This is a genomic window from Paracandidimonas lactea (assembly GCF_021653995.1).
In the GTDB taxonomy this organism is placed as follows: domain Bacteria; phylum Pseudomonadota; class Gammaproteobacteria; order Burkholderiales; family Burkholderiaceae_B; genus Allopusillimonas; species Allopusillimonas lactea.
On sequence record NZ_JAJJOZ010000002.1, the window covers coordinates 424,330 to 447,380 of the forward strand.

General features: G+C 63.3%; 18 protein-coding genes and 1 riboswitch. Of the genes, 8 read left to right on the forward strand and 10 right to left on the reverse strand.

What is annotated here, in order from left to right; translation table 11 throughout:
- Positions 1-127: 127 nt before the first annotated feature.
- Entirely contained in the window at positions 128-658 is a 531-nt protein-coding gene (locus tag LOL23_RS05885; protein ID WP_160978208.1) for a YqaA family protein, read from the reverse strand.
- Positions 659-938: 280 nt separating this feature from the next.
- On the opposite strand from LOL23_RS05885, the gene ilvA reads away from it, so the two are divergent.
- On the forward strand, positions 939-2,447 hold the full coding sequence (ilvA, locus tag LOL23_RS05890) for a threonine ammonia-lyase, biosynthetic (protein ID WP_237173274.1): 1,509 nt from the start codon (positions 939-941) through the stop codon (positions 2,445-2,447).
- A 123-nt stretch (positions 2,448-2,570) separates the two neighbouring features.
- Here ilvA and LOL23_RS05895 read toward each other — a convergent pair whose 3' ends face one another.
- The 4 genes from LOL23_RS05895 to phoB all read right to left on the reverse strand — a co-directional run bounded on the left by LOL23_RS05895 (position 2,571) and on the right by phoB (position 6,627).
- The gene (locus tag LOL23_RS05895) at positions 2,571-3,560 is read right to left on the reverse strand and encodes a 5-oxoprolinase subunit C family protein (RefSeq protein ID WP_160978204.1); all 990 of its coding nucleotides are present in this window, start codon (positions 3,558-3,560) and stop codon (positions 2,571-2,573) included.
- On the reverse strand, positions 3,557-4,294 hold the full coding sequence (pxpB, locus tag LOL23_RS05900; RefSeq protein WP_237173275.1) for a 5-oxoprolinase subunit PxpB: 738 nt from the start codon (positions 4,292-4,294) through the stop codon (positions 3,557-3,559). Before pxpB ends, LOL23_RS05895 begins: the two co-directional genes overlap by 4 nt.
- 226 nt (positions 4,295-4,520) lie before the next feature.
- Positions 4,521-5,819 (reverse strand): phosphate regulon sensor histidine kinase PhoR, encoded by a 1,299-nt coding sequence (gene phoR / locus LOL23_RS05905; protein WP_160978200.1) that lies wholly within the window; start codon positions 5,817-5,819, stop codon positions 4,521-4,523.
- A gap of 106 nt (positions 5,820-5,925) precedes the next feature.
- Complete coding sequence (phoB, locus tag LOL23_RS05910) at positions 5,926-6,627, reverse strand: phosphate regulon transcriptional regulator PhoB (RefSeq protein ID WP_160978198.1); 702 nt, start codon at positions 6,625-6,627, stop codon at positions 5,926-5,928.
- Between the two features lie 181 nt (positions 6,628-6,808).
- Here phoB and ubiE point away from each other — a divergent pair, with 181 nt between their 5' ends.
- The 6 genes from ubiE (at position 6,809) to rfaE2 (ending at position 12,776) form a co-directional block, all read left to right on the forward strand.
- Positions 6,809-7,594 (forward strand): bifunctional demethylmenaquinone methyltransferase/2-methoxy-6-polyprenyl-1,4-benzoquinol methylase UbiE, encoded by a 786-nt coding sequence (gene ubiE, locus LOL23_RS05915; RefSeq protein WP_160978195.1) that lies wholly within the window; start codon positions 6,809-6,811, stop codon positions 7,592-7,594.
- A gap of 209 nt (positions 7,595-7,803) precedes the next feature.
- Positions 7,804-8,769, forward strand: coding sequence for a Tim44 domain-containing protein (locus LOL23_RS05920; protein ID WP_237173276.1), 966 nt, complete (start codon positions 7,804-7,806; stop codon positions 8,767-8,769).
- A 216-nt stretch (positions 8,770-8,985) separates the two neighbouring features.
- The gene (locus LOL23_RS05925; protein WP_160978191.1) at positions 8,986-9,624 is read left to right on the forward strand and encodes a ubiquinone biosynthesis accessory factor UbiJ; all 639 of its coding nucleotides are present in this window, start codon (positions 8,986-8,988) and stop codon (positions 9,622-9,624) included.
- Positions 9,625-9,633: 9 nt separating this feature from the next.
- On the forward strand, positions 9,634-11,187 hold the full coding sequence (gene ubiB / locus LOL23_RS05930) for a ubiquinone biosynthesis regulatory protein kinase UbiB (protein WP_160978189.1): 1,554 nt from the start codon (positions 9,634-9,636) through the stop codon (positions 11,185-11,187).
- 148 nt (positions 11,188-11,335) lie between these two features.
- The gene (locus tag LOL23_RS05935) at positions 11,336-12,214 is read left to right on the forward strand and encodes a ferritin family protein (RefSeq protein WP_160978187.1); all 879 of its coding nucleotides are present in this window, start codon (positions 11,336-11,338) and stop codon (positions 12,212-12,214) included.
- A 73-nt stretch (positions 12,215-12,287) separates the two neighbouring features.
- Complete coding sequence (gene rfaE2 / locus LOL23_RS05940) at positions 12,288-12,776, forward strand: D-glycero-beta-D-manno-heptose 1-phosphate adenylyltransferase (RefSeq protein ID WP_160978185.1); 489 nt, start codon at positions 12,288-12,290, stop codon at positions 12,774-12,776.
- A 47-nt stretch (positions 12,777-12,823) separates the two neighbouring features.
- Here rfaE2 and LOL23_RS05945 read toward each other — a convergent pair whose 3' ends face one another.
- The 5 genes from LOL23_RS05945 to LOL23_RS05965 form a co-directional block, all read right to left on the reverse strand.
- On the reverse strand, positions 12,824-14,164 hold the full coding sequence (locus LOL23_RS05945; RefSeq protein ID WP_237173277.1) for a TolC family outer membrane protein: 1,341 nt from the start codon (positions 14,162-14,164) through the stop codon (positions 12,824-12,826).
- On the reverse strand, positions 14,165-14,845 hold the full coding sequence (locus LOL23_RS05950) for a protein-L-isoaspartate O-methyltransferase family protein (protein ID WP_160978181.1): 681 nt from the start codon (positions 14,843-14,845) through the stop codon (positions 14,165-14,167). It abuts the gene before it with no gap.
- 257 nt (positions 14,846-15,102) lie between these two features.
- Entirely contained in the window at positions 15,103-15,927 is an 825-nt protein-coding gene (gene thiD, locus LOL23_RS05955; protein ID WP_160978179.1) for a bifunctional hydroxymethylpyrimidine kinase/phosphomethylpyrimidine kinase, read from the reverse strand.
- A complete protein-coding gene (locus LOL23_RS05960) occupies positions 15,924-16,997 on the reverse strand; it encodes a helical backbone metal receptor (RefSeq protein WP_160978177.1) in 1,074 nt (357 codons plus the stop codon). Before LOL23_RS05960 ends, thiD begins: the two co-directional genes overlap by 4 nt.
- A 15-nt stretch (positions 16,998-17,012) precedes the next feature.
- A complete protein-coding gene (locus tag LOL23_RS05965; protein ID WP_255772686.1) occupies positions 17,013-18,842 on the reverse strand; it encodes a TonB-dependent receptor domain-containing protein in 1,830 nt (609 codons plus the stop codon).
- A gap of 95 nt (positions 18,843-18,937) precedes the next feature.
- Positions 18,938-19,108: riboswitch (cobalamin riboswitch) on the reverse strand.
- 169 nt (positions 19,109-19,277) lie between these two features.
- Here LOL23_RS05965 and metH point away from each other — a divergent pair.
- Positions 19,278-23,051 (forward strand): methionine synthase, encoded by a 3,774-nt coding sequence (metH, locus tag LOL23_RS05980; protein ID WP_160978173.1) that lies wholly within the window; start codon positions 19,278-19,280, stop codon positions 23,049-23,051.

Here is a 23,051-nt window from a genome sequence, read left to right on the forward strand (position 1 = left end):
GTCATGCGGCCCGTTATGGCCGGCGGCTTGCGTGGGCCACTGGTGGTTGCGGGCCGAGGCATGCGCGGCTGGGTGTTGCGGGCGGGTGCCCAAAGGGCGAGGCGGCGTGCGCGGTGCGGTGAAGGCGTCAGGTGCCCGGCACCGCGCCGGGGAAGAACCACAGCAGGGCGCTGGTCATGACCAGATAGCGCAGGAATTTGCCGATGACCATGTAGATCATGCTGGGCCAGAAGCGCAGGCGCAGCCAGCCGGCCACCGCGCACAGTGGGTCGCCCACCACGGGCAACCATGAAAACAGCAGGGCTGGCGGGCCCAGACGGTGCAGCCAATAGCTGACATAGTCGTGCCAACGGCCGCCAGCCTTGGTGTGCGGGCGGTAGGGGTGCTTCTCGCGCCATTTTTCGACCGCCTGCTCAGCCCCCCGCCCCATCAGGTAGCTAATGGCGCCGCCTACAGTGTTGCCGGCGGTAGCCACCAGGATGGCAGCCCAGAACATGCCCGGTTCCAGCTTGACGTAGCCAAACACGGCGGGCTCCGAGCCCAGGGGCAGCAGCGTGGCCGACACCAGGCTGACAATGAAAATGGCACTGAGACCGACTTTTGGCAGTGCCAGCGTGACGAGCAGCCAGTGTATTGAGGATTGCAGCCAGGCTTCCATATTGGGCGCAGAGGGTAAGGGGTAACGAGGGCGTACGGGTATCGGTCGAGTGTGTTGCGGCTGGGGCGTGGCAAGGCCGTGGGTACGGTTCTTGGATGTTGCGGCGGTGCAGGCCGGCCCACGCAACATTGTTTTGGGGCCGACCTAGTGTAATGGTATTCTGTTCCCTTGCCGGGGCCGGCCTTTGGCTTGCCGGCAAGGCATTCACCCACGCATTGTGCGTAAACCGGGATAGCAACCGCTCTGCACCACGTCCGCACCCACTTTCTACCGCCACTTCATGTCAACCGACTACCTCAAGCGCATACTCACCGCCAAGGTGTATGACGTCGCCCACGAAACCCCCCTCGAACTCGCTCCCCAAGTCTCGGCCCGCACCGGCAACACCATTCTGCTCAAACGCGAAGACACGCAGCCCGTCTTCAGCTTCAAGTTGCGCGGCGCTTATAACAAGATGGCCAATCTCAGCGCGGCAGAGCTAAAGCGCGGGGTGATTGCGGCGTCGGCGGGCAACCACGCGCAAGGCGTCGCCCTGTCGGCGCGCAAGCTGGGCTGCCGGGCAGTCATCGTCATGCCGGTCACCACGCCGCAGGTCAAGGTGGACGCGGTACGCGGCTATGGTGCCGAGGTGGTGCTGTTCGGCGATAGTTTTTCCGATTCGGCCGTGCATGCCGCCGAACTCGAGAAAAAAGAAAAGCTCACCTTTGTGCACCCCTTCGACGACCCCGACGTGATCGCAGGTCAAGGCACGATTGCCATGGAAATCCTGCGCCAGCATACGGACCCAATCGACGCCATTTTCGTGGCCATCGGCGGGGGCGGCCTGATCAGCGGCGTGGCCGCCTACGTCAAGCAGCTTCGGCCCGACATCAAGGTCATTGGCGTACAGACAGAAGACTCCGATGCCATGATCCGCAGCATCAAGGCGGGCCGACGCATCACGCTCAGCGATGTGGGGCTGTTTTCGGACGGCACAGCCGTCAAGCAGGTAGGCCTCGAAACCTTCCGCATGGCGCGCGAATATGTCGATGATTATGTGCGGGTCGATACCGACGCGATCTGCGCGGCCATCAAGGATGTCTTCCAGGATACCCGCAGCGTGCTCGAACCGGCGGGTGCGCTGGCCCTGGCGGGTGCCAAGCGCTATGCGGCCGAGCACAAGCTCAAGGGCAAGACACTGGTCGCTATCACGTGCGGCGCCAACATGAACTTCGACCGCCTGCGCTTTGTGGCCGACCGCGCCGATGTCGGCGAAGCCCGAGAAGCGGTATTCGCGCTAACTATCCCCGAAAAGCGGGGCAGCTTTCTGCGTCTGTGCGAGGCTGTCGGGAACCGCAGCGTCACCGAGTTCAACTACCGCATTTCCGATCCCGAGACCGCACAAGTGTTCGTGGGCTTGCAGATCACCTCGGTGGCCGAGCAGGAGCGCTTGGCCGCCAACTTCCGCAAAAAGGGCTTCCCCACGCTGGACTTGTCTGGCAACGAGCTCGCCAAGACGCACTTGCGCTACATGGTGGGCGGGCACTCCACGCTGGCCGAACACGAAATGCTGTTCCGTTTCGAGTTCCCCGAGCGCCCGGGTGCGCTGACACGTTTTCTGGGCGCTATGAGCCCAGAGTGGAACATCAGCCTGTTCCACTACCGCAACCAGGGCGACGATTACGGCCGCATCCTGATTGGCATCCAGGTTCCCCCGGCAGACAAAAAAGCCTTCAAGGCCTTTCTCGATGGCTTGGGCTATCCGCACTGGAATGAAACCGACAATCCGGCTTACAGGTTGTTCCTGTAAGCCGGAAGCACAGCTAAAACGGGCGCCCATGCGTGGATGACACCCCAAAGGTTGGGCCGGCGTCCAACCCCCGGGGCCAGGCCAAGAGGCACGCCCGCTTTTTGTGGGTGTGCGCTTGCAGGGCTATCGCGCCAGCGCCGCGCGCAGCGGCGCCAGGGTTTCGTGCAGGGTGGCGAAGGCCGCCTCGCGGGCGATGTCCAGTGCCTGGGCCTGTTCCACCGTTACTTCCTCAAAGCGCAGGGTTTCGCCTGGCATGCGCTGGGCGACGTGCGGCAGGTCAACGCTGGCGACATGGCCGATCTTGGCATAACCGCCCACCGTCTGGCGGTCGGCCATCAGCACAATGGGCTGCCCATCGGCCGGCACCTGGATGCTCCCGGTGGCAGTCGCTTCCGAGAGCAACTGCGTCGGCTTGATCAAGCTCAGCGAGGGCCCCGTCAGGCGATAGCCCATGCGGTCGGCGTCTGCACTCACGGTAAAAGAGGCCGAAAACAGTGACTGTATTGCGTCTTGTGTAAACAGTACAGCGTGCGCGCCCCGGATCAGGCGCAGCGCGGCGCGTGGCTGCAGCGCCAGTGGTGCGGGCAGGTAGATCCTGATCTCCCATAGGCGGCGCGCCAGTGCGTCTAACCCCGTCGCCGGCAGTGGTGTGGCGAGTTTCAGCGTATCGCCCGTGCGCAGGGCACGCCCCGCCAACCCGCCAAAGCCACCGCGCAAGTAGGTGCTGTAGCTGCCCATGACGCGTGGCAGATCGAAGCCGCCATGCACGGCGAGGTAGGCGCGCAGCCCCGCCTCGCGCGCACCAAAGGCCAGGGTATCGCCGGCGCGTGCGATCAAGGGCCGATAATTTGGCACCGGCTCACCGTTCAGCCTGGCCCTCAGTTGCGCGCCGGCCAGGGCAAAACAGGCGGGGCTGTCAAAACGAAGCGTTGGCCCGCCAAAAGTAATCTCAAGCGCCGCGGCATCGCCATCGTTGCCGGCCAGCAGATTGGCCAGCCGGTGCGCGCGGCTGTCCATCGCCCCGCCGACTGAGATGCCCAAGTGCTGGAAGCCGGTGCGGCCCAGGTCTTGCACGGTGGTCAGCAGGCCCGGTTTCAGTACAGCGATGCTCATGCGTTCGCCTCCCGCGTATGTTGCAGCGCTGCGTACTCGCTGGCGCTGATGGGCCGAAAGCGCACTGTATCGCCGGGCGCCAACAGCGTCGCTGGATCGCGCTGCGGGTCGAACAGCACGACCGGCGTGCGGCCCAGGATATGCCAGCCGCCGGGGGATTCGTTGGGGTAGATCATGGTTTGGCGGTTGGCAATCGCCACCGAGCCGGCGGGGAGGCGCGTGCGCGGTGTTTCGCGTCGGCCGATGGCCAGGCGCTCGTCGTGCACGCCGATATAGGCGGCGCCGGGCGCAAAGCCCAGCATGAAGACATAGACGGGTTCGGCGCTGTGCAGGTTGATCACATCTTCGGGCGCCAGGCCGCAATGTGCCGCCACGTACTCAAGATCTGGCCCATATTCGCCGCCGTAGCACACAGGTATATCCACTGTGCGGCCGGGAGTATGGGCATCGTCCGCCGCCGGCAGCCCGCGCAGCACTTGTTCGATCTCTTCGCGCACCTGGACATGGCCGCCGCTGCCGAAGCGGCTCGGGTCTATATGCACCGCAACTGCATTGAAGGTGGGGATTAGGTCGGTGACGCCGGGGATGGCGGCATCGCGCAGTGCTTGCGCCACACGCGCGCAACGCCGTCCGGTACGTACATCAATGCCGCTGCCCAACCCGATCAGCAGGCAGCGGTCGCCCTGCGGCGTCAGTGACCAGGAGGCGGAAAGACTGTCGGCGGTGCCGGGCATGGCTGCTGTCTCCATTCTGGCGCCGGGGCTTGCCGCCTTGGTGGGCAAGTGCGCGGTGACATGTCGCGCCGGCGTGTAGGAATTTTATACCGGTATGAGAGGCGGGCCAGCGGGTTGCGCAGGGAGGCGAAGGCTTGGTGGAAAGCTTGCCGCGGCAGCCCTTGGGCGCGTCACGCGCGTCACGCGCAGAGGGCACGCCGGGCGCTCGCCAGGAGAGATACGTCGATCAGTCTTCTATATGAGCGACGCGGCTGCGCGGGAACACCAGCGAGAAGGTGCTGCCTGCGCCGAAGCGGCTCTGTATGCGCAACTCGGCGTTGTGCCGCATGGCCACATGCTTGGTGATGGCCAGCCCCAGCCCCGTGCCGCCTGTGGAGCGCGAACGGCCGCGGTCTACGCGATAGAAGCGCTCCGTCAGGCGGGGGATGTCCTGGCTGGCGATGCCAATGCCGGTGTCCTGGACGGAGTAGCAGGCGTCGCCGTCTTCATTGATATACCAACTGACGGTGATTGTGCCGTCCTTCGGGGTATAGCGGATCGCGTTGGTGATCAGATTGGATACCGCGGAGGCCAGTTCGGTATCGCTGCCCATGACGCCCAAGCCCTCGGCGACATTTTCAACGAAAACGTGCTGGCCGTTCGATAGTGCCCGGCCCTGCTGCAGCGCATTGTGGATCAGTGCGTCCATGCGCACCGGCTCGCCTTGGGCGTTGGGCGAGGATTCTAGCGTGGACAGGGTGAGCAGGTCGGCCACGATGGCCTGCATGCGTTGCGCCTGTTCCAGCATCAGGGTGTGGTAGCGCTGTTTCTGCTCGTCGCTCAGCGAGCCCGCTGGCATGTCCCGAAGGGTTTCCAGAAAGCCCGAAAGCACGGTCAGTGGCGTACGCAATTCGTGAGACACATTGGCCACGAAATCCTTGCGTGTGGTTTCCAGCCGTTCCATCTGCGTGACATCGCGTGTCACCAGCAGGTAACGATCGACACCGTAGCGGGTCAGTTGCACCAGCAAGGTTTTGTCCTGGCCGTCTCTGGACAAATGCAACAATACGGGCGCGGGCCAGTCGGGCTGGCGCGCGTAACGGGCAAACTCGGGCGAACGCAGGATGTTCAGCACGCTGTGCCCGCGGTCTTTTTCCAGATCCAGCCCGATGTGCTCGACGGCGGTCTGGTTGCACCAGGTGAGCTGCATGGCTTCATCCAGCGTGACCGCGCCATCGGGGAGCGCCTCGGCGGCAAGCATGATGCGCTCCAGCTGCAGGCCGAGAAAATCGATCTCTTGGCGGTCGCGGCGCAATTTGCGGTAAATGGGAGCGAGAATGTCGTCCCAGGGCCCCAGGGAAGGGGGCGGGGGCTGCTCAATGTCTTTGACCCACTCACGCAGGCGCGACAGTTGTTGCCCGCTGGCCAGCACCATCAGTACGGGCCCTAGCGAAAACACAGCCCAGCCGGCGGCGCTTCCGAACCATGTATGCACGATCCAGCCTAGCAGCGCAAAAAAACCGAGCAATACGAGGGTCCGGGTCATGGTGGCGGGTTTCCAGCGGGGGCGTTACGAAAAGCGATACACGAAACTGTGGTTGACGGGACGCTGCGCGGGCAGGCACGGCACGGGGCTGCGCCTGCCCCCGGCCTCAAGCCTGCCGGGGCGGCCGGCTGGTAAAGCGATACCCCGCGCCGCGCACTGTTTCGATGTGGTTCTCGTGGCCACCAGGTTCCAGTGCCTTGCGCAGGCGCCGGATATGCACATCGACGGTACGCTCTTCGACGAAAACGTGGTCGCCCCAGACTTGATCGAGCAATTGGGCGCGTGAGAACACGCGCTCGGTGTGCGTCATGAAAAAGTGTAGCAGGCGAAACTCCGTTGGCCCCAGTGACAGCATTTTTTCGCCGCTGGTGACGCGGTGAGTGGATGGATCCAGGCACAGCTTGTCGATGCGGATGATATCGTCTGTGAGCTGCGGCGCACGGCGGCGCAACACCGCCTTGATGCGGGCGATCAGCTCTTTGGGAGAAAAGGGTTTGGTGATGTAGTCGTCGGCGCCTGCTTCCAGCCCTTCTACCTTGTCGTGCTCGTCGCCTTTGGCGGTGAGCATGATGACGGGAACCTGGCGTGTGCGCTCGTCGTTGCGCAGCGTGCGCGCCAAAGTGATACCCGATGCGCCGGGCAACATCCAGTCCAGCAGAATCAGATCGGGCAGTTCGGCCCGAATCAGCGTTTGCGCCTGCTCCGCGTCAAAGGCGCGCAGCACTTTATGGCCGGCAAACGACAGATTGACGGAGATCAGTTCCTGGATGGCGGGCTCGTCTTCGACGACTAGAATCGTTGTGCTCATAGGGCGGGCGAATAATAGCGGCTGGTTTTCATATGGGGCATCTTATGGCGTAAATATTACGGGTTTGTGAAATTTTCGGATGCGCCCATCGAATGGTGCCTGCCGCCGGGGCAGGCGATACCATCGGAAGATGGCGGGAAACGCGCAGCCGCGCGGCCGAATGAGTTACGATAGATGTATCATGCAAAACACCGATCACACCGCCGCCCCGCGGGCCGGCGAGCCCAAGGGCGAAGCCAGCACCCACTTCGGTTTTCGTTCCGTACCCGAACGCGAAAAAGCCGGCAAGGTCGCCGAGGTATTTCACTCGGTCGCCGGCCGCTACGATCTCATGAACGACCTCATGTCGGCCGGGCTGCATCGCGTCTGGAAGGCATTTACCATTGGCCGAGCCGATGTCCGCCCCGGCATGAAAGTTCTCGACATCGCTGGCGGCACCGGCGATCTGGCGCGCGCCTTCGCCAAGCGGGCGGGGCCCTCCGGCGAGGTCTGGCTTACAGACATCAACGATTCCATGCTTAAGGTCGGGCGCGACCGCCTCACCGACCGCGGCCTGGTGGTGCCCGTGGCTGTGTGCGATGCCGAAATACTACCCTTTCCAACCGGCTACTTCGACCGGGTAACGGTGGCTTTCGGCCTGCGCAACATGACGCACAAGGATCGCGCCCTGGCCGAAATGCGCCGCGTGCTCAAGCCGGGCGGTAAATTGTTGGTGCTTGAGTTCTCGCATATCGCCAAGCCGCTCGCGCCGGCGTACGACTGGTATTCTTTCAATGTATTGCCCTGGCTGGGCAGCAGGGTGGCTGGCGATGCCGAAAGCTACCGCTACCTGGCCGAATCCATCCGCATGCATCCCGACCAGGCCACCCTGGCACGCATGCTCGAAGAGGCCGGCCTCTCCCGCGTCAAGTATTTCAACATGAACGCGGGCTTGGTGGCCCTGCACGAAGGGGTCAACCTGGGCTGACGCAGGCCCATCAGCCTTCGTCGCCACACAGGGCGCGCCAGCATCGCCGGTGCGCCCTGTGTGTTTCAAAAATCATGGCGAAGGCTGAACTTTCTTCTGGCTACCCTGTCAGAAACTATGCTAATGTTCAGCTTCCAGTAAGAATTGTCACCTTACTGCTCATTTATACCGATCTTCGCTGCATGGTGCGGCGAAAACAGGAGTTTTCCATGACCCATCGAGGTTCACGTCTGTTGGCTGCATTTGTGCTGGCTGTCTCAGCGGGTGCAATGATGTCCGCATCCTTTGACGCCGAGGCGCGCCGCGTTGGCGGCGGGCGCAGCCTGGGCCAACAATCCAGCAACGTCACACAGAATCGTTCGGCCACGACCGCGCCGTCTGCGTCGTCCACGACCACTGCGCGCAGTGCAGCCCCGGCTGCGGCGGGCGCTGCCACCGCAGGCGCCGCCACCGCCGCCAAGAGCGGCATGTCGCGTTGGCTGGGGCCAATCGCGGGTATCGCCGCCGGCTTGGGTATCGCAGCCTTGCTGTCCAGCCTTGGTCTTTCGGGGGCCTTTCTTGAGTTCATGTCCAGCCTGCTGCTGATCGGCCTGCTGGTCTTCGGTGTCATGTTCATTGTGCGCAAACTGCGCGGTGGGGCCGCCCGGCCCGCCATGCAGGCGGGCGGCGCGGGGTCTCTGCACCGCACGTCACACCAGGATGCGCCGCTGCAGCCCGCGGTGGCGCCCGCTCCAGCGGCACCTGCCGCTGTGCCTGCCGCTGTGCCTGCCGCACCTGCGGACAAATCCTGGTTCATCCCGGCTGATTTCGATACTGCGGCCTTCCTGGCCACTGCCAAGGCGCGGTTCATCGACCTCCAGGCGGTCTGGGACAGCGGCGATATTGCCAAGTTGAACGAGTACATGACGGATGACCTCATTGCCGAGGTCAAGCCCGAGCTCATGCAGCGCGCAGGCAACAACGTCACCGAGGTGGTGCTGCTGAATGCTGAACTGCTCGGCATCGAGCAGGTATCGGGCGGGCATCTGGCCAGCGTGCGCTTTTCCGGCATGCTGCGGGAATCCGCCGGGGCCGAGGCCTTCCGCTTCGAAGAAGTCTGGAATCTCTACAAGGCGGATAACGCCGGCTGGCTGCTCGCTGGTATCCAGCAGATTCCGGTCGAGTACGCCAGCTAAGGCGGCGTACGCCGGCATCCCCGCTATATGCGCGGTGCCGGCTGGCCTGCAACGTGGCGCCCCGTGGGGCGCCATTTTTGCGACGCGCCCGGTTGGGCACACACCAGAGGGTGCAAGTCCCTTACTCGCCTGGGGCCCAAAGACGGTAAACTTGGCATCTCGCCCTCAAGGCGCACTAAGGCTTATACGGTAGCGGCTCGGCCGCGCCTGTCGCATATGTTTTCCCTGCCCTTTCTGCCCGACCCAGCCACACTGTACCTGCAACCCCTCAATGCCCTGCTGCGGCGCGAGGACTGGGCGCGCGAGCGTCTGGCCCGCCATGCGGGCAAGTCGGTGCGTTTTCTGGCGGGGCCGGTCAAGGTCAACCTCTCCGTTCAGGCACAGGGGCTGGTCGGCCCTTGCGATCCGGCCGTTGTGCCCGATGTCATCCTTACCGTGCCAGCCAGCCAGTTCGTCAATTTGCCGGGCGTGCTGCGCAGCCGTGACCCGGCCACCATTGCCGATCTTATGCACATCGAGGGTGATGCCGGTCTGGCGCACGTAGTATCCGACCTGGCGCGCGATTTGCGCTGGGATCCCGAAGAAGACTTGGCGCGGGTGGTGGGCGATGTAGTCGCCAGCCGCGTGGCGTCCGGAGTACGCGGCGCGGCGGCCGGCCTGCGCGGCGCAGCCGAACGCCTGGCCGGCAATACGGTCGAGTATCTTACCGAAGAAAGCGGCCTGATGGCGGCCCGTCCGGCTTTTGAAGATTGGTCGGGCGGTGTGGCGCAGCTGGCCACGCGGCTCGACGCGCTGGAAGCGCGCATATCCTCGCATGAATACAGGGCCGGGCGGCCCGCATCCCGTTCGGTGTGAGCCCAGTCTATGTTCACGTTTCTGCGCCTGCTTCGCATCATATTCATCGCCTTGCGTTATCGGCTCGATGAGCTCGTGCTCTCCGGCATCAAGCATCCGGTGGCTTATGGCCTGCTGCGTGTTGTACGCTTCGGGCGCGAGCCGCAATTGGCGCGTGGGGTGCGCTTGCGCCGCGCGCTCGAATCGCTGGGGCCTATATTTGTCAAGTTCGGTCAGGTGCTCTCCACCCGCCGCGACCTGATTCCGCTGGATGTCGCGCTTGAGCTCGCGCTGCTGCAAGACCGGGTACCGCCATTCCCGTCCGATCAGGCCGCCGCGTGCATCGAGGCGGCGCTGGGTGCTTCGCCCCACACGCTGTTCAAGCATTTCGAAGTTGATCCTGTCGCGTCCGCCTCGATCGCACAGGTGCATTTTGCGGTGCTGCACGATGGGCGCGAGGTAGCAGTGAAGGTACTGCGCCCGGGCATGCGCGACATCATCGAGAAAGACCTCGCTTTGTTGGCGGTGCTGGCCGGGTTGGTTCAGCGCCTGGCGCCCGACGGCCGGCGGCTCAAGCCGCGCCAGGTGGTGGCCGAATTCGACAACTACCTGCACGACGAGCTTGATCTGATCCGCGAAGCGTCCAACTGCAGCCAGTTGCGGCGTAATTTTTCAGCCGAGAAGGGGCGTGAGCACCTGCTCATGGTGCCCGAGGTGGTGTGGGAATACTGCGCCACCACGGTATTTACCATGGAGCGCATGCGCGGCATCCCAGTCAGCCAGATCGAACGCTTGCGTGCCGCCAATATCGACACGCAGGAACTGGGCCGAAAAGGGGTCGAAATCTTCTTTACCCAGGTGTTTGCCGATGGGTTTTTTCATGCCGACATGCACCCCGGCAATATCTATGTGTCCGACCAGCCTGAAACCCTGGGCCGTTACATTGCCCTGGATTTCGGCATCGTGGGCTCCCTGTCCGAGTTCGACAAAAACTACCTCGCGCAGAATTTCCTGGCCTTTTTCCGACGCGACTACCATCGCGTTGCGCAATTGCACATCGAGTCGGGCTGGGTGCCGCCCACGACGCGCGAAGAAGAACTCGAAGGTGCCGTGCGGGCCGTATGCGAGCCTTACTTCGATCGGCCTTTGTCGGAGATATCCCTGGGGCAGGTGTTGCTAAGGCTGTTCCAGACGTCACGGCGCTTCAACGTCGAGATCCAGCCCCAACTGGTGTTGTTGCAAAAAACGCTCCTCAACGTTGAGGGCATGGGGCGCGAGCTCGACCCCAGCCTTGATCTCTGGAAAACCGCCAAGCCCTACCTCGAAAAATGGATGCACGAGCGGGTTGGTTTGGCCGGCCTGCGCCGCCAGCTCGACAAAGAAGCGGCGCAGTGGGCCCAGATCGTGCCGCAAATTCCGCGGCTGGTGCACGCACAGCTCAGCCGCCCCGCACTCGCGCCTGAGTTAAACTTAGAACTTGAGCGCCTGCGCCGCACGCAAGAGCAGACCAACCGGGTGCTGATGGTGTTGTGCGCCATACTGGCCACTGCAATTGGGGTGGCCATCTGGGCCCTCACTCGATAATGCAGATATATCCGGCTGTCCGCGGTGGGCGGGCGGGTGTCGCGGGGCACCTTCCTGTCATGACTGTCATATTCCTGTCAAACGCTCCCCTTACATTGCCGTGACACGGCGGGCGCGCACAGAGCGCCCTTACACAAGAGAGTTTTCCATGCTTTACCCCGAATTATTCAAGTCGATGGAAGCTGTGCGCTGGAACATGGCCACTGATGTTCCGTGGGATGATTTCGATGCGTCCAAGCTGTCCGACGATCAGGCCTATACCATCAAGATGAATGCCATCACGGAATGGTCGGCATTGCCCGCCACCGAAATGTTCCTGCGCGACAATCGTGACGACAGCGATTTTTCGGCTTTCATGTCGATCTGGTTCTTCGAGGAGCAGAAGCACTCGTTAGTGCTCATGGAGTACCTGCGGCGGTTCCGCCCTGAGCTGGTGCCCACCGAGCAAGAGCTGCACAAGGTGCGCTTCGAGTTCGACCCTGCGCCGGCGCTCGAAACGCTGATGCTGCATTTTTGCGGCGAGATCAGGCTCAATCACTGGTACCGGCGCGCAGCCGATTGGCACACTGAGCCCGTGATCAAGGCCATCTACAAGATTATCTCCAACGACGAAGCCCGTCACGCGGGGGCATATCTGCGCTACATGAAGCGCGCCCTGATCCATCAGGGCCGCGAAATCGGCGAGCAGGCTCAACTGGCGTTTTCCAAGATTGGTGTGCTCATGGCCTCGGCGCGCCGCACCTCGCAGGCGCTGCACCCCACCAATCTTCACGTCAATAAGGCGCTGTATCCGGACGACACCATCCAGTCGCGCCTGCCTTCACCCGAATGGCTGGAGCACTGGCTCGACAACCAGATCTGCTTCGACACCGAATGGGAAGGCAAGGTGTGCGGCCGGATTCTGCACAATCTATCCTTGCTGCTGGATAATACCTTTCATACGGCGCAGGATCTGAACCGCTATCGCAAGCAATTGATCAAATCCCTGTCTCCCTCGTCTTCCTCTGGCGAGTTGGCGTCGGCCTGAGCGGCCGGGCCCTTTCGCCGTGTGTCTATTGCCCGCCGTCTGGCGGGCATTTCGCGCCGTACCATTGTCTGCCATGCCTGCTCGCTTCGAAAAAAAAATCCTCACTCGCCAGGCCTGCGAGGCCGCCGTGCAGGCGGGCGGGTTGCCGCGCCCGCTGGTTTTCACCAATGGGGTATTCGATATCCTGCATCGCGGGCATGTCACCTATCTCGACCAGGCGGCGGCGCTGGGCGCCTGCCTTGTGGTGGCGCTAAACACGGACGCGTCAGTGCGTCGGCTTGGCAAGGGCGATGATCGCCCGCTCAACTCGCTGGCGGATCGCCAGGCGGTATTGGCGGCGCTGGGCTGCGTAGACGTGGTGACCGACTTCGATGAAGATACGCCGCAGGGGTTGATCGAGGCGTTGCGCCCGGATGTGATCGTGAAGGGCGGCGATTACGATATGGAAATACTGCCTGAGACGGCGAGTGTGCGTAGCTGGGGCGGTCGGGCAGTGGCGATCCCGTTCGAGCACGAGCGTTCGACCACGCGGCTGTTGAAAAAGATCCGGCAGTCAGAGTAAACGGCTTCCCGGTCCGCGTCGGGCCAAAAACCGGATCCCGTATTTCACTATTTTTTTGCCGGCGCCAACAGGGCATTGATGGCGATGATGTCCTGTTCTGACAAAATACCGCTTGCGGCCTTCAGGCGCAGCCCGTTCATGAGCGTATCGTAACGGGCCCGTGAAAGATTACGCCGGGTTTCATACAGCTGCTGTTGTGCATTGAGCACGTCGATATTGACGCGTACGCCGACCTCGTAGCCGGTTCGGTTGGCCTCCAGCGAAGCGAGGCTGGATTTTTCAGCAGCTTCGAGTACCTGGACACGGGCCAACCCTGAGGTGACCCCCGAGAAATAGCGCTGGGTGTCCTGTACAGCCAGCCGGCGCGCGTTTTCGAGTTCATAGCGAGCCTGCTGCAGGCGCGAGGCTTGTTCGCGCACAGCTGATGATATGCTGCCGCCCGCATAGAGCGGGATCGACAACTGCAGGCCTATGGTGCTGTCGAGCGAGCGCGGGCCGGGATCGCGCGGCGTCGTGCCGCTGTTGATGCCGCGATCGCTTGCCGTACCGGTCTGAGCCTGCAACTGCAGGGTGGGGTAGTGGCCGCTTTTGGCGATGTCGATCTGCTTGGCGGCGATGCGAGCGGCGAGGTCGGCCTGTGCCACGGCCAGGTTTGCCTGGCTGGATTGCTCTGTCCAGCGATCCAGGCGGTTGGGCTCGGGTGCCGGCAGGCGTGCGGCGGGGGCGAGCGTATCCAGCCGTGCAGGGCGTTGGGCGATGATACGGGCCAGGGTGTCCTGGCTGACCTGCAGATCGTTGCGTGCCGCCAGTTCGCTGGCGGTGGCCAGGTCGAGCCGGGCCTGTGCCTCGTAAGCGTCGGTAATTGTTGCGCCGCCGAGCTCGAACGCCTGCCTGGCTGCGCGCAATTGGTTCTCGATTGCGCTTTTCTCGGCCAGCAGGGCGCTCAGCGTATCTTGCGCGGCCAGTACGTCGAAATACGCCTGTGCAACGCGCAGGATGAGATCTTGGTAAGCGCCTGCGCGTGCCACGTCTGCCGCGCTGGCAATATAGCGCGACTGCTCGAGCGTATCCCATGCGCCGATGTCGATAATGGGCTGTGTGAGCGTAAGCGCCCATCCAGCGCTGCGTGCTGTGCGGCTGTCGCCCAAGGTGCGGGCGCGGCGGTTGTTGTCAAGGTCGGCGCCCGCGTCAGCGCTCAGTAAGGGCAGCAGGCGGGCGCGGGACTGGGGGATTTTTTCTTGTTGGGCGTCGCGCGCGGCTTGCGTGGCGGCGTAGATGGGATCGCGCCGCAGGGCCATCTGCCAGATATCGAGCAGATTTTCCGCGTGGCTGGGAAGCCCGGCTGCCGCAAGCAGCGCACAGGCCAGCCAGCGGCGCGCCCCGGCCATTCAGAACTTGAAATGAGAGAACGATACGCCACGCAAGGGTTTGATCACCGTATCGAACAGCGGGGTGGTTTCAAAACTTGCGGCGCTGGTGCGGGTGATGCGACAGGCGGTCATGACGGGATGTTGGCCTACGACGGCGACCAGGCGGCCGCCGACGGCGAGCTGGTACTTGAGCGCATCGGGTACCACGGGCACCGAGCCTGTGAGCAGGATGGCGTCGTATTCGGTGGTGCCCCAGCCGGCATGCGCGTCGCCGACTTCGACGGCAACGTTGTCGACATGATTACGCTGCAGGTTCTCTTGTGCGAAGGCCGCCAGGCGGCTGTCGACCTCGATGCTGACGACTTGTTGCGCCAGGCGGGACAGCAGCGCCGCCTGATAGCCCGAACCTGTGCCAATCTCGAGCACGCAGTCGGTGGGTTTCAGCTGAAGCTCTTGCGCGAGGCGTGCCTCAACCTTGGGCGAAAGCATGACTTCGCGAGTATCGACGGAGTTGATGATCAGCGGCAGCTCGGTATCCGAAAACGCCAGGCCCTGCATGGGGGCGGGCACGTAACGTTCACGCTGTACTTCGAACAACGCCTGCAGGACACGGAAATCGAGCACCTCCCAAGGGCGGATCTGTTGCTCGACCATGTTGTATCGAGCCTGTTCGATTTCAGAAAGCGCAGTGACGTTCATGGGTTATACAAAAATACGGTGGTGATGATGTGAAAGGGCGAGCCATTGGGCCCGCCGCCAGGGGCTGCAATGCCCCGTATCATGGGTACTATAGCGTATTTGGCGAGCGGATGTATCGGCTTGCAACGCCTGTGGCTTGATGTGTGTCAGGCCTGCACGAGGCGGCTTGCGAGGCATCTGCGGCTGTCGTTGCGCGGCCCGCAACAGCACGGGCCAGCGACCGGTACAACCTTGGTCAGTACAGCCTTGGGCCGGTATCAGGCGCCTGCAGCCGGCCACCAGTGATGGAAGTGCTGCACAGGCCCGTGGCCGCTGCCGACGTCGAGGTCGGACGCGCGGGCGATTGCTTGCACCAGATAGGCTTTTGCCTGGCGTGCCGCTTCGGGCACGTCGTTGGTGCGCGGCAGCAGCGCGGCCAGGGCGGCCGACAGCGTGCAGCCTGTGCCGTGCGTGTTGCGGGTTTCGATGCGACGGCCCGGCAGTTCGATCAGGCGGTCGCCGTCGTGCAATACGTCGATGGTGTCGTTGCCTGGCAGGTGGCCGCCTTTCAGGTACACCCAGCGCTCGCCGTTGTCGCTGAGCAGGCGGCGTAGCTTCTCGGCCATGCGGCGCATGTCTTTCAGTGTGTCGGCGGGCGTTGCGCCCAGCAGCACGCCAGCCTCGGGCAGGTTGGGGGTGATCAGGGTGCAGAGCGGGATCAGGCTTTCGCGCAGTTCATCGACCGCGGCGCGTTCGAGCAGGTGGTCGCCGCTTTTGGCGACCATGACCGGATCGAGCACGAGATGGGTGGGTTTCCAGTGTGCAAGGCGTTCGGCCACCACGCGGGTGACGGCCTTCTGCCCCAGCATGCCGATTTTGACGGCGTCGATGCGCACGTCGCTGAACAGCGTGTCGATCTGTTCGGCGACGAAGGCGGCCGGCACAGGTTGGATGCCCGTGACGGCGCGGGTGTTCTGCGCCGTGAGCGCCGCAATGACGGCAGTGCCATAGGCGCCCAGCGCGCTCATGGTCTTGATGTCGGCCAGCACGCCTGCCCCGCCCGAGGGGTCGACGCCGGCGATGGTCAGCGTGTTTGGAATCATGGTGTGTATTGTATTCGGGCCCCGAGGTGAGTGTAAGTATCGGCACGGGCGCGAGCACCGTCCAGCAGCGCGCACATGCGCTCCGCGGCATCGACCGCGCGCGGGCCGGGGCGGAAGAGCTGGTCGGGGTCGATACCGTATACCTGCCGCTCTGCGGCGGCGGCCAGGCCATCGGCGGCCCAGCGCATGCGCAAGGCTTCGATCTCGGCTGGATCCCGGCTGGGCGCGATCACCACCTCTGGCTGGCGCAGGAGTATGCTTTCGCGGCTCACCTGAGCCGCAGCGCCCGGCAGCCGGGCAAAAATATTGATGCCACCGCAGGCGCGCAACGCGTCATCGATGACTGGGTCGTTCGCCACCGCAAACAGGGGCGGGTTGCTGATTTCGATAAAGACGCGCATTGGGCGCCGGTTGGCATAGGTGCGGCGTAGTGTGGCAATGCGGTCGGCCAGCGCCTGGGCGGCCGGGACGGCCGCTGCGTCGGTGCCGAAGAGCACACCCATGCGGCGCAACTCGGCGGGGATGTCGTCCAGGGATCTGGGCGTAACGTACAGTGTGGGGATGCCTGCCCGCGCCAGGGCCGGTGCAAGCCGGCGTGCGGCGCCGCTTTCATACCAGGCCAGTACCACGTCGGGATGCAGCGCAAGCGTGGCTTCCAGGCTGACCGAGACGCCGTCGCCCACCCGTGCGATTCGGCGTGCGGCGGCGGGGTAGTCGCTGCGCGACACGGTGCCGGCAATGTGGCTGCCCGCGCCCGCCGCGAAGATGAGTTCGGTGATGTGCGGCGCCAGCGAGATGGCGCGCTGATACGCTGCCTGCTGGGCAGCCGCGCAGGGCAGCGCCAGCGCGGCCAGCAGCGTGAGCGCCACGCCGCGGCGTAGCGCTGAACGCAGTAACGAGCCCGGCGGGCAACGTGGCGAGCCCGCTGGCGCGCTGCCCAGCCGAGAGCGCGCCTCGGCCAGACAGCGCTTCAGGGTGGTGACCCAGGGTAGGCGCCATGCGGCAGGCAGGCCCGGCGGGCAATACTTTCCGTCGGAGCGGTGATGTGCCGGATGTGCCGTTGCCGTCATGCCGCTTGGGCCCTGTTACATCCGCAGTGACAGGTTCACGAACACTGTCGAGCCGGGTGTGTTGTAGCCGAAGGCGTTGGTGTATTGCTTATCAAGGACATTGTCCCAACGCACCTGCACGCTGGCGTTGCGCGTCAGCGGATACCCGGCCGTCAGGTTGACCAAGCTATAGCCGCCAAGGCGCACTTGGTTGGCCGTGTCGTCGTAGCGCTTGCCCACAAACATATACTCGGCGCCTACTTGCAGCGCGCCCACGTTCTGCAGCGCGTTCAGGCGGTATACCTGGCGCGCGCGCCGGTTGAGCACATTGCCGGTGTTGACGTCTTTCGGGTCCAGGAAGTCGGCGCTGGCGCCCAGGGTGGTGTTGCCCCAGGTGTACTCGCCCGTCAGTGTCAGGCCGCGCAGACGCGCGTCGTCTATGTTGATGCTGCGAAAGGTGCCGCTTTCCGAACCGATCATGTCGCGGATACGGTTTTGGAACAGTGTGGCACCCAGCGTCAGTGCGTCATCGGTATAGCGCACGCGCGCTTCGATATTGCGCGACTTTTCGGGCTTCAGGTCGGGGTTGCCGAAGTAGGGGTAGTACAGGTCGGAGAACGTAGGTGCGCGGAACCCGGTGTTGGCCGCCACGCCCACTGTCCATTGGTGGTTGAGGTCTAGGTTGTAGCCTACGCCGCCGGTGGTTTCGTTGCCGTAACCGCTGATGTTGTCGTTGCGCACGCTGGCCTGCAGGTGATGCGCGCCGAAGTCGCCGCGGTAGACGAGACCCGCCGAATTGGTGTCGCGGCGATCGATGGCGAAGTTCTCTGAATGCTGAGGCCGTTCTTCGAGCCGTTCGAGGATGGTAGAGAGGCGCTGGTGTTCGCCGAGCCGGAAGTTGTTTTGCCAGGTGTAGCTGCGCTGCAGTGTGGAGAAGATGCTGTTGAAGGCGCGATCTTCGTAGCCTGTTTTGCCGAGCCCCAGGCGCAGCACACTTTCCCAGTAGTCTGTGATGGTGTCGGTGCTGGTGACCGCGTACGTCTGCTGGCGGTTGAGACTGTAGGCGGGGTGCGCGAAGCTGCCCGCATCATAGTCGGCATTGATATAGCTGTCGAAGGCAGTCAGGCCGATGTGGTGGCCTGGCTGCCAGCGGTAGCCCAGCGACCCCGACAGCGCATGCTGGCGGTAGCCGTCTGTGTCTTTGTTATAGCTGAAAGGGCCTGCGTTGGGGTTGGTGGCGCTGAAGCCGTCGCTGTCGGTCATGCTGGCGGAAAAGGCGTAGTTCCAGCCATCTTGGGCGCCTGAGATGCCGGCGCCAGACTTGACGGTGCCGTGGCTGCCCAGGCCGAAATCGGCGTGGGCGGCAAGGGGGCGGTCTTCGCCGCCCTTGGCGGTAACGATGTTGATGACCCCGCCAATAGCGTCCGAACCATACAGGCTGCTGGCCGCGCCGCGCACGATCTCGATGCGTTCGATGATGGCCGGGTCCAGCGTGTTCCAGTTGAAGCCGCCTGCGATGGTGTCGTTGGCGCGCACGCCATCGATCAGCACCAGCGTCTGGGCAGGTTTGGCGCCGCGGAGAAATACGCCTGTGGGCGTTTGCGGCCCGCCGGAGTTATAGAACTGCAGGTCGGCTTCGCGCGACAGAACCTCGGCAACGCTATTGGCGCCGGCGCGCGAAAGCTTGTCGCGGCCGATAACGGTCACGTCGCCGATCACATTCTTTTCGAGTTCGGTGACACGGCTGGGCGTGACGACAACCTGGTCGAGCTGGGGTACGGACTGGGAGGGTGTTTGCGCTGCGACCGTGCCCAGAGGCAGGAAGCAGGCGAAGGCGGCGGCGCGCCGGTGATAAGGCAGAGGCATGATAGACCCTGTTGGACGCGCGTCCCCGCACGTCGTTGAATGAACGTCTCCGTCCGGCCGCGCGCATGCGATGATGACGGGCCAGGGCGTAAAACGGGTTTAGGGCGATCGAGGCTGGTGTCGGGCTGCATGCGATGCATGCTTACCGTTGCGGGGGCAGCACAGATTTGACCGCGCAGTGCGCGTGGTGTCTGTTTCCCATTTGACTTTCGCAGGGCGAGCCAAGCGTGGCACACCCCGAAAGCACCTCTTTCGTGACGAAATATAACACGCAGCGATACTGGGGCAGGCCCAGGCGCGACGGACAAGCGCCCTCGTCGATGGCCGCGCGGGGCACACGAAACCGCGCAGGGCAAGGTCTGCCCGAGGCGGGGCGCGGGCGAGAGGGCTACAATGCCAAGATTCCCAAATTGTTGATCTGAATTAGAAAAAGCCGTGTCTTATCCCAAGCTTCCCTATCCCATTTCCTCGTATACCCACGGGGCCGATTTCGCCCGCCTGCTGGGCGAGCGCATCCTGATCCTGGATGGCGCGATGGGGACCATGATCCAGCAGTACAAGCTGAGCGAGCAGGATTTCCGCGGCGAGCGCTTTGCCGATCATCACAAAGACGTAAAAGGCAATAACGAGCTTCTTAGTCTGGTGCGGCCCGACATCATCCGACAGATCCACGACCAGTACCTCGATGCCGGCGCGGACGTCATTGAAACCAACACCTTCGGTGCCACCTCGATTGCGCAGGGCGACTACGACCTGCCCGAGCTGGCCTATGAAATGAACCTGGAATCGGCGCGGCTGGCGCGCGCCGCCGCTGACGCCTACAGCACGCCGGAGCGCCCCCGTTTCGTGGCCGGCGCGCTGGGCCCGCAGCCCAAGACAGCGTCCATTTCGCCCGATGTGAATGACCCAGGCGCGCGCAATGTTACCTTCGAGCAGTTGCGCGATGCCTATGCCGAGCAGCTCAACGGCCTGATCGACGGCGGCATTGACCTTGTGCTGATCGAAACCATTTTCGACACGCTCAACGCCAAGGCGGCCATCTTCGCCGTGGAAACCGTATTCGAGGCGCGCGGCATCCGCCTGCCCGTCATGGTGTCAGGCACCGTCACCGATGCGTCGGGCCGTATTCTGTCGGGCCAGACGGTCGAGGCCTTCTGGAACTCGGTACGTCATGCGCGCCCCATCACCATCGGCCTGAACTGTGCGCTGGGCGCCGCCCTGATGCGTCCCTACGTGGCCGAGCTGGCCAAGCTTTGCGACACCTACGTCTGCGTCTATCCCAATGCGGGCCTGCCCAATCCCATGGCCGAAACGGGCTTCGATGAAACGCCCGCCGATACCTCCGCGCTGCTTGAAGAATTTGCGCAGGCCGGGCTGGTGAATATGGCAGGTGGTTGCTGCGGCACTACGCCTGACCACATCCGGGCCATTGCCCAAAAGGTGTCTGCGCTGCCCGTGCGGCTGCCGCCCGAGGTGCCGGTCAAAACCCGTCTCTCGGGCCTGGAGCCGCTCAATATCGATCACGACAGCCTGTTCATCAACGTGGGCGAGCGCACCAACGTTACCGGCAGCAAGATGTTCCTGCGCCTGATTCGCGAGGAAAAATACGAAGAGGCGCTGTCGGTGGCGCGCCAGCAGGTGGAAAACGGCGCCCAGATCATCGACGTGAACATGGACGAGGCCATGCTGGATTCGGCCGCCTGCATGCGGCGCTTCCTGAACATGATCGCATCCGAGCCCGACATCGCCCGGGTGCCTATCATGATCGATAGCTCCAAGTGGGAGGTGATCGAGCAGGGCCTGCGCGCTGTGCAGGGCAAGGCTGTGGTCAATTCCATCTCCATGAAGGAAGGCGAGGAGCCTTTTCTGGAGCATGCCCGCCTGTGCCGCAAATACGGTGCGGCTGTGGTGGTGATGGCATTTGACGAGCAGGGGCAGGCCGACAACCTCGAAAAACGCAAGACGATCTGCGAGCGTGCCTACAGGCTGCTGGTGGACGAAGTGGGTTTCCCGCCCGAAGACATTATCTTCGACCCTAACGTGTTCGCCATCGCCACTGGCATCGAAGAACACAACCATTATGCCGTGGACTTTATCGAAGCCACAGGCTGGATAACGCACAACCTGCCGCACGCCCGCGTGTCGGGCGGCATCTCAAACGTCAGTTTCTCCTTCCGCGGCAACGAGGCCATGCGCGAGGCGATTCATACCGTCTTCCTGTACTACGCGATCAAGGAAGGCCTGACGATGGGTATCGTCAATGCCGGTCAACTGGGCGTATACCAGGACATCGACAAGAAAGTGCTCGATATGGTCGAGGATGTGGTGCTGGATCGTCCGGTGCCGCTCGGCAAGACGGAGCCCACCGACGAGCGCACCAGCACCGAGCGCCTCGTTGAGCTGGCCGAGAGCGTCAAAGGGGCCGGCGCCAAGAAGGAAGAAGACCTCACCTGGCGTGAACAGCCTGTGGAGGCGCGCCTGTCGCATGCACTGGTGCATGGCATCACTACTTTCATCGTGGAAGATACCGAGGAAGTGCGCCAGAAGATCGCGGCGCAGGGCGGTCGCCCCATCCAGGTGATCGAAGGCCCGCTGATGGATGGCATGAACGTGGTGGGCGACCTGTTCGGCGCCGGCAAGATGTTCCTGCCACAGGTGGTGAAGTCTGCCCGCGTCATGAAGCAGGCCGTTGCGCACCTCATCCCCTTTATCGAAGAAGAGAAGCGCCAGATCCAGGCGGCCGGCGGTGATGTGCGCGCCAAGGGCAGGATTGTGATTGCCACCGTCAAGGGCGACGTGCACGACATCGGCAAAAATATCGTCACTGTGGTGCTTCAGTGTAATAACTTCGAAGTCGTCAACATGGGTGTGATGGTGCCCTGTGCCGACATCCTGGCCAAGGCCAAGGAAGAAAAAGCAGATATGGTAGGCCTTTCGGGCCTGATCACCCCCAGCCTCGAAGAAATGGCCTATGTCGCGTCCGAGATGCAGCGCGACGCTTATTTCCGCGAGCGCAAGCTGCCGCTGCTGGTGGGCGGCGCCACGACCAGCCGCGTGCATACGGCGGTAAAGATCGCGCCCAAGTACGAAGGGCCGGTGATCTACGTGCCCGATGCCAGCCGCTCGGTGGGTGTGGCCACCAACCTGATGTCCGACCAGGCGGATCAGTTCCTGGCCGAGGTGGCTGAAGAATACGAATTGGTGCGCACGCGCCACGCCAACCGCAAGGCTACCCCGCTGATATCGCTGGAAGCGGCGCGGGCGGACCGGCCGGCGATCGACTGGGCCAACTATGTGCCGCCGCGCCCCAAATACCTGGGTCGGCGCGTGTTCAAGAATTACGACCTGCGCGAGGTCGAGCAGTTTATAGATTGGACGCCATTTTTCCAGACCTGGAGCCTCTTTGGCCAATATCCGGCCATCCTGGAGGATAAGGTGGTGGGCGAGCAGGCGCGCAAGCTGCTTGCCGACGGGCAGGATATGTTGCGCCGAGTGATCGATGGGCGCTGGCTTACCGCCAGCGGTGTCGTGGGGTTCTACCCCGCCAATACCGTCAATGACGAAGACATCGAGGTCTATGCGGACGAAAACCGCTCCGATGTGCTGTTTACCTGGCGCAATGTGCGCCAGCAGACGGCCAAGCGCGAAGGCGTCGACAACAAGTGCCTGGCCGACTTCATTGCCCCCAAGGGCAGTGGCGTGGCTGATTACATTGGCGTGTTCGCCGTCACTGGCGGCCTGGGCATGGAAAAATACGAAAAAATGTTCATGGACGCCAACGATGATTATTCGGTGATCATGCTCAAGGCGATTGGCGACCGCCTCGCCGAAGGCTTTGCCGAATGCCTGCATGCGCGCGTGCGGCGCGACCTGTGGGGCTATGCGCCCGACGAGGCCATGAGCAACGAAGATGTTATCGCTGAAAAATACCAGGGCATTCGCCCTGCGCCGGGCTATCCGGCCTGCCCGGAGCACGTGGTAAAGAAAGACATGTTCCGCGTGCTCGAAGCTGAAGAGATCGGCATGCAATTGACGGATAGCTTCGCCATGTACCCCGCCTCCAGTGTCTCGGGTTTTTACCTCAGCCATCCGGCTTCCAAGTATTTCAACGTCGGCAACATTGGGGATGACCAACTGCGGGATTACATCCGCCGCAGCGGCCGCGACGAGCAGGATGTGCGCCGCACGCTGGCCAGCGTACTGGGATAG

What these genes read in the sequence shown, in the direction of transcription:
- LOL23_RS05885 (WP_160978208.1), bottom strand. Translation starts at nt 658, where the DNA reads ATGGAAGCCTGGCTGCAATCCTCAATACACTGGCTGCTCGTCACGCTG.
- ilvA (WP_237173274.1), top strand. Translation starts at nt 939, where the DNA reads ATGTCAACCGACTACCTCAAGCGCATACTCACCGCCAAGGTGTATGAC.
- LOL23_RS05895 (WP_160978204.1), bottom strand. Translation starts at nt 3,560, where the DNA reads ATGAGCATCGCTGTACTGAAACCGGGCCTGCTGACCACCGTGCAAGAC.
- pxpB (WP_237173275.1), bottom strand. Translation starts at nt 4,294, where the DNA reads ATGCCCGGCACCGCCGACAGTCTTTCCGCCTCCTGGTCACTGACGCCG.
- phoR (WP_160978200.1), bottom strand. Translation starts at nt 5,819, where the DNA reads ATGACCCGGACCCTCGTATTGCTCGGTTTTTTTGCGCTGCTAGGCTGG.
- phoB (WP_160978198.1), bottom strand. Translation starts at nt 6,627, where the DNA reads ATGAGCACAACGATTCTAGTCGTCGAAGACGAGCCCGCCATCCAGGAA.
- ubiE (WP_160978195.1), top strand. Translation starts at nt 6,809, where the DNA reads ATGCAAAACACCGATCACACCGCCGCCCCGCGGGCCGGCGAGCCCAAG.
- LOL23_RS05920 (WP_237173276.1), top strand. Translation starts at nt 7,804, where the DNA reads ATGACCCATCGAGGTTCACGTCTGTTGGCTGCATTTGTGCTGGCTGTC.
- LOL23_RS05925 (WP_160978191.1), top strand. Translation starts at nt 8,986, where the DNA reads ATGTTTTCCCTGCCCTTTCTGCCCGACCCAGCCACACTGTACCTGCAA.
- ubiB (WP_160978189.1), top strand. Translation starts at nt 9,634, where the DNA reads ATGTTCACGTTTCTGCGCCTGCTTCGCATCATATTCATCGCCTTGCGT.
- LOL23_RS05935 (WP_160978187.1), top strand. Translation starts at nt 11,336, where the DNA reads ATGCTTTACCCCGAATTATTCAAGTCGATGGAAGCTGTGCGCTGGAAC.
- rfaE2 (WP_160978185.1), top strand. Translation starts at nt 12,288, where the DNA reads ATGCCTGCTCGCTTCGAAAAAAAAATCCTCACTCGCCAGGCCTGCGAG.
- LOL23_RS05945 (WP_237173277.1), bottom strand. Translation starts at nt 14,164, where the DNA reads ATGGCCGGGGCGCGCCGCTGGCTGGCCTGTGCGCTGCTTGCGGCAGCC.
- LOL23_RS05950 (WP_160978181.1), bottom strand. Translation starts at nt 14,845, where the DNA reads ATGAACGTCACTGCGCTTTCTGAAATCGAACAGGCTCGATACAACATG.
- thiD (WP_160978179.1), bottom strand. Translation starts at nt 15,927, where the DNA reads ATGATTCCAAACACGCTGACCATCGCCGGCGTCGACCCCTCGGGCGGG.
- LOL23_RS05960 (WP_160978177.1), bottom strand. Translation starts at nt 16,997, where the DNA reads ATGACGGCAACGGCACATCCGGCACATCACCGCTCCGACGGAAAGTAT.
- LOL23_RS05965 (WP_255772686.1), bottom strand. Translation starts at nt 18,842, where the DNA reads ATGCCTCTGCCTTATCACCGGCGCGCCGCCGCCTTCGCCTGCTTCCTG.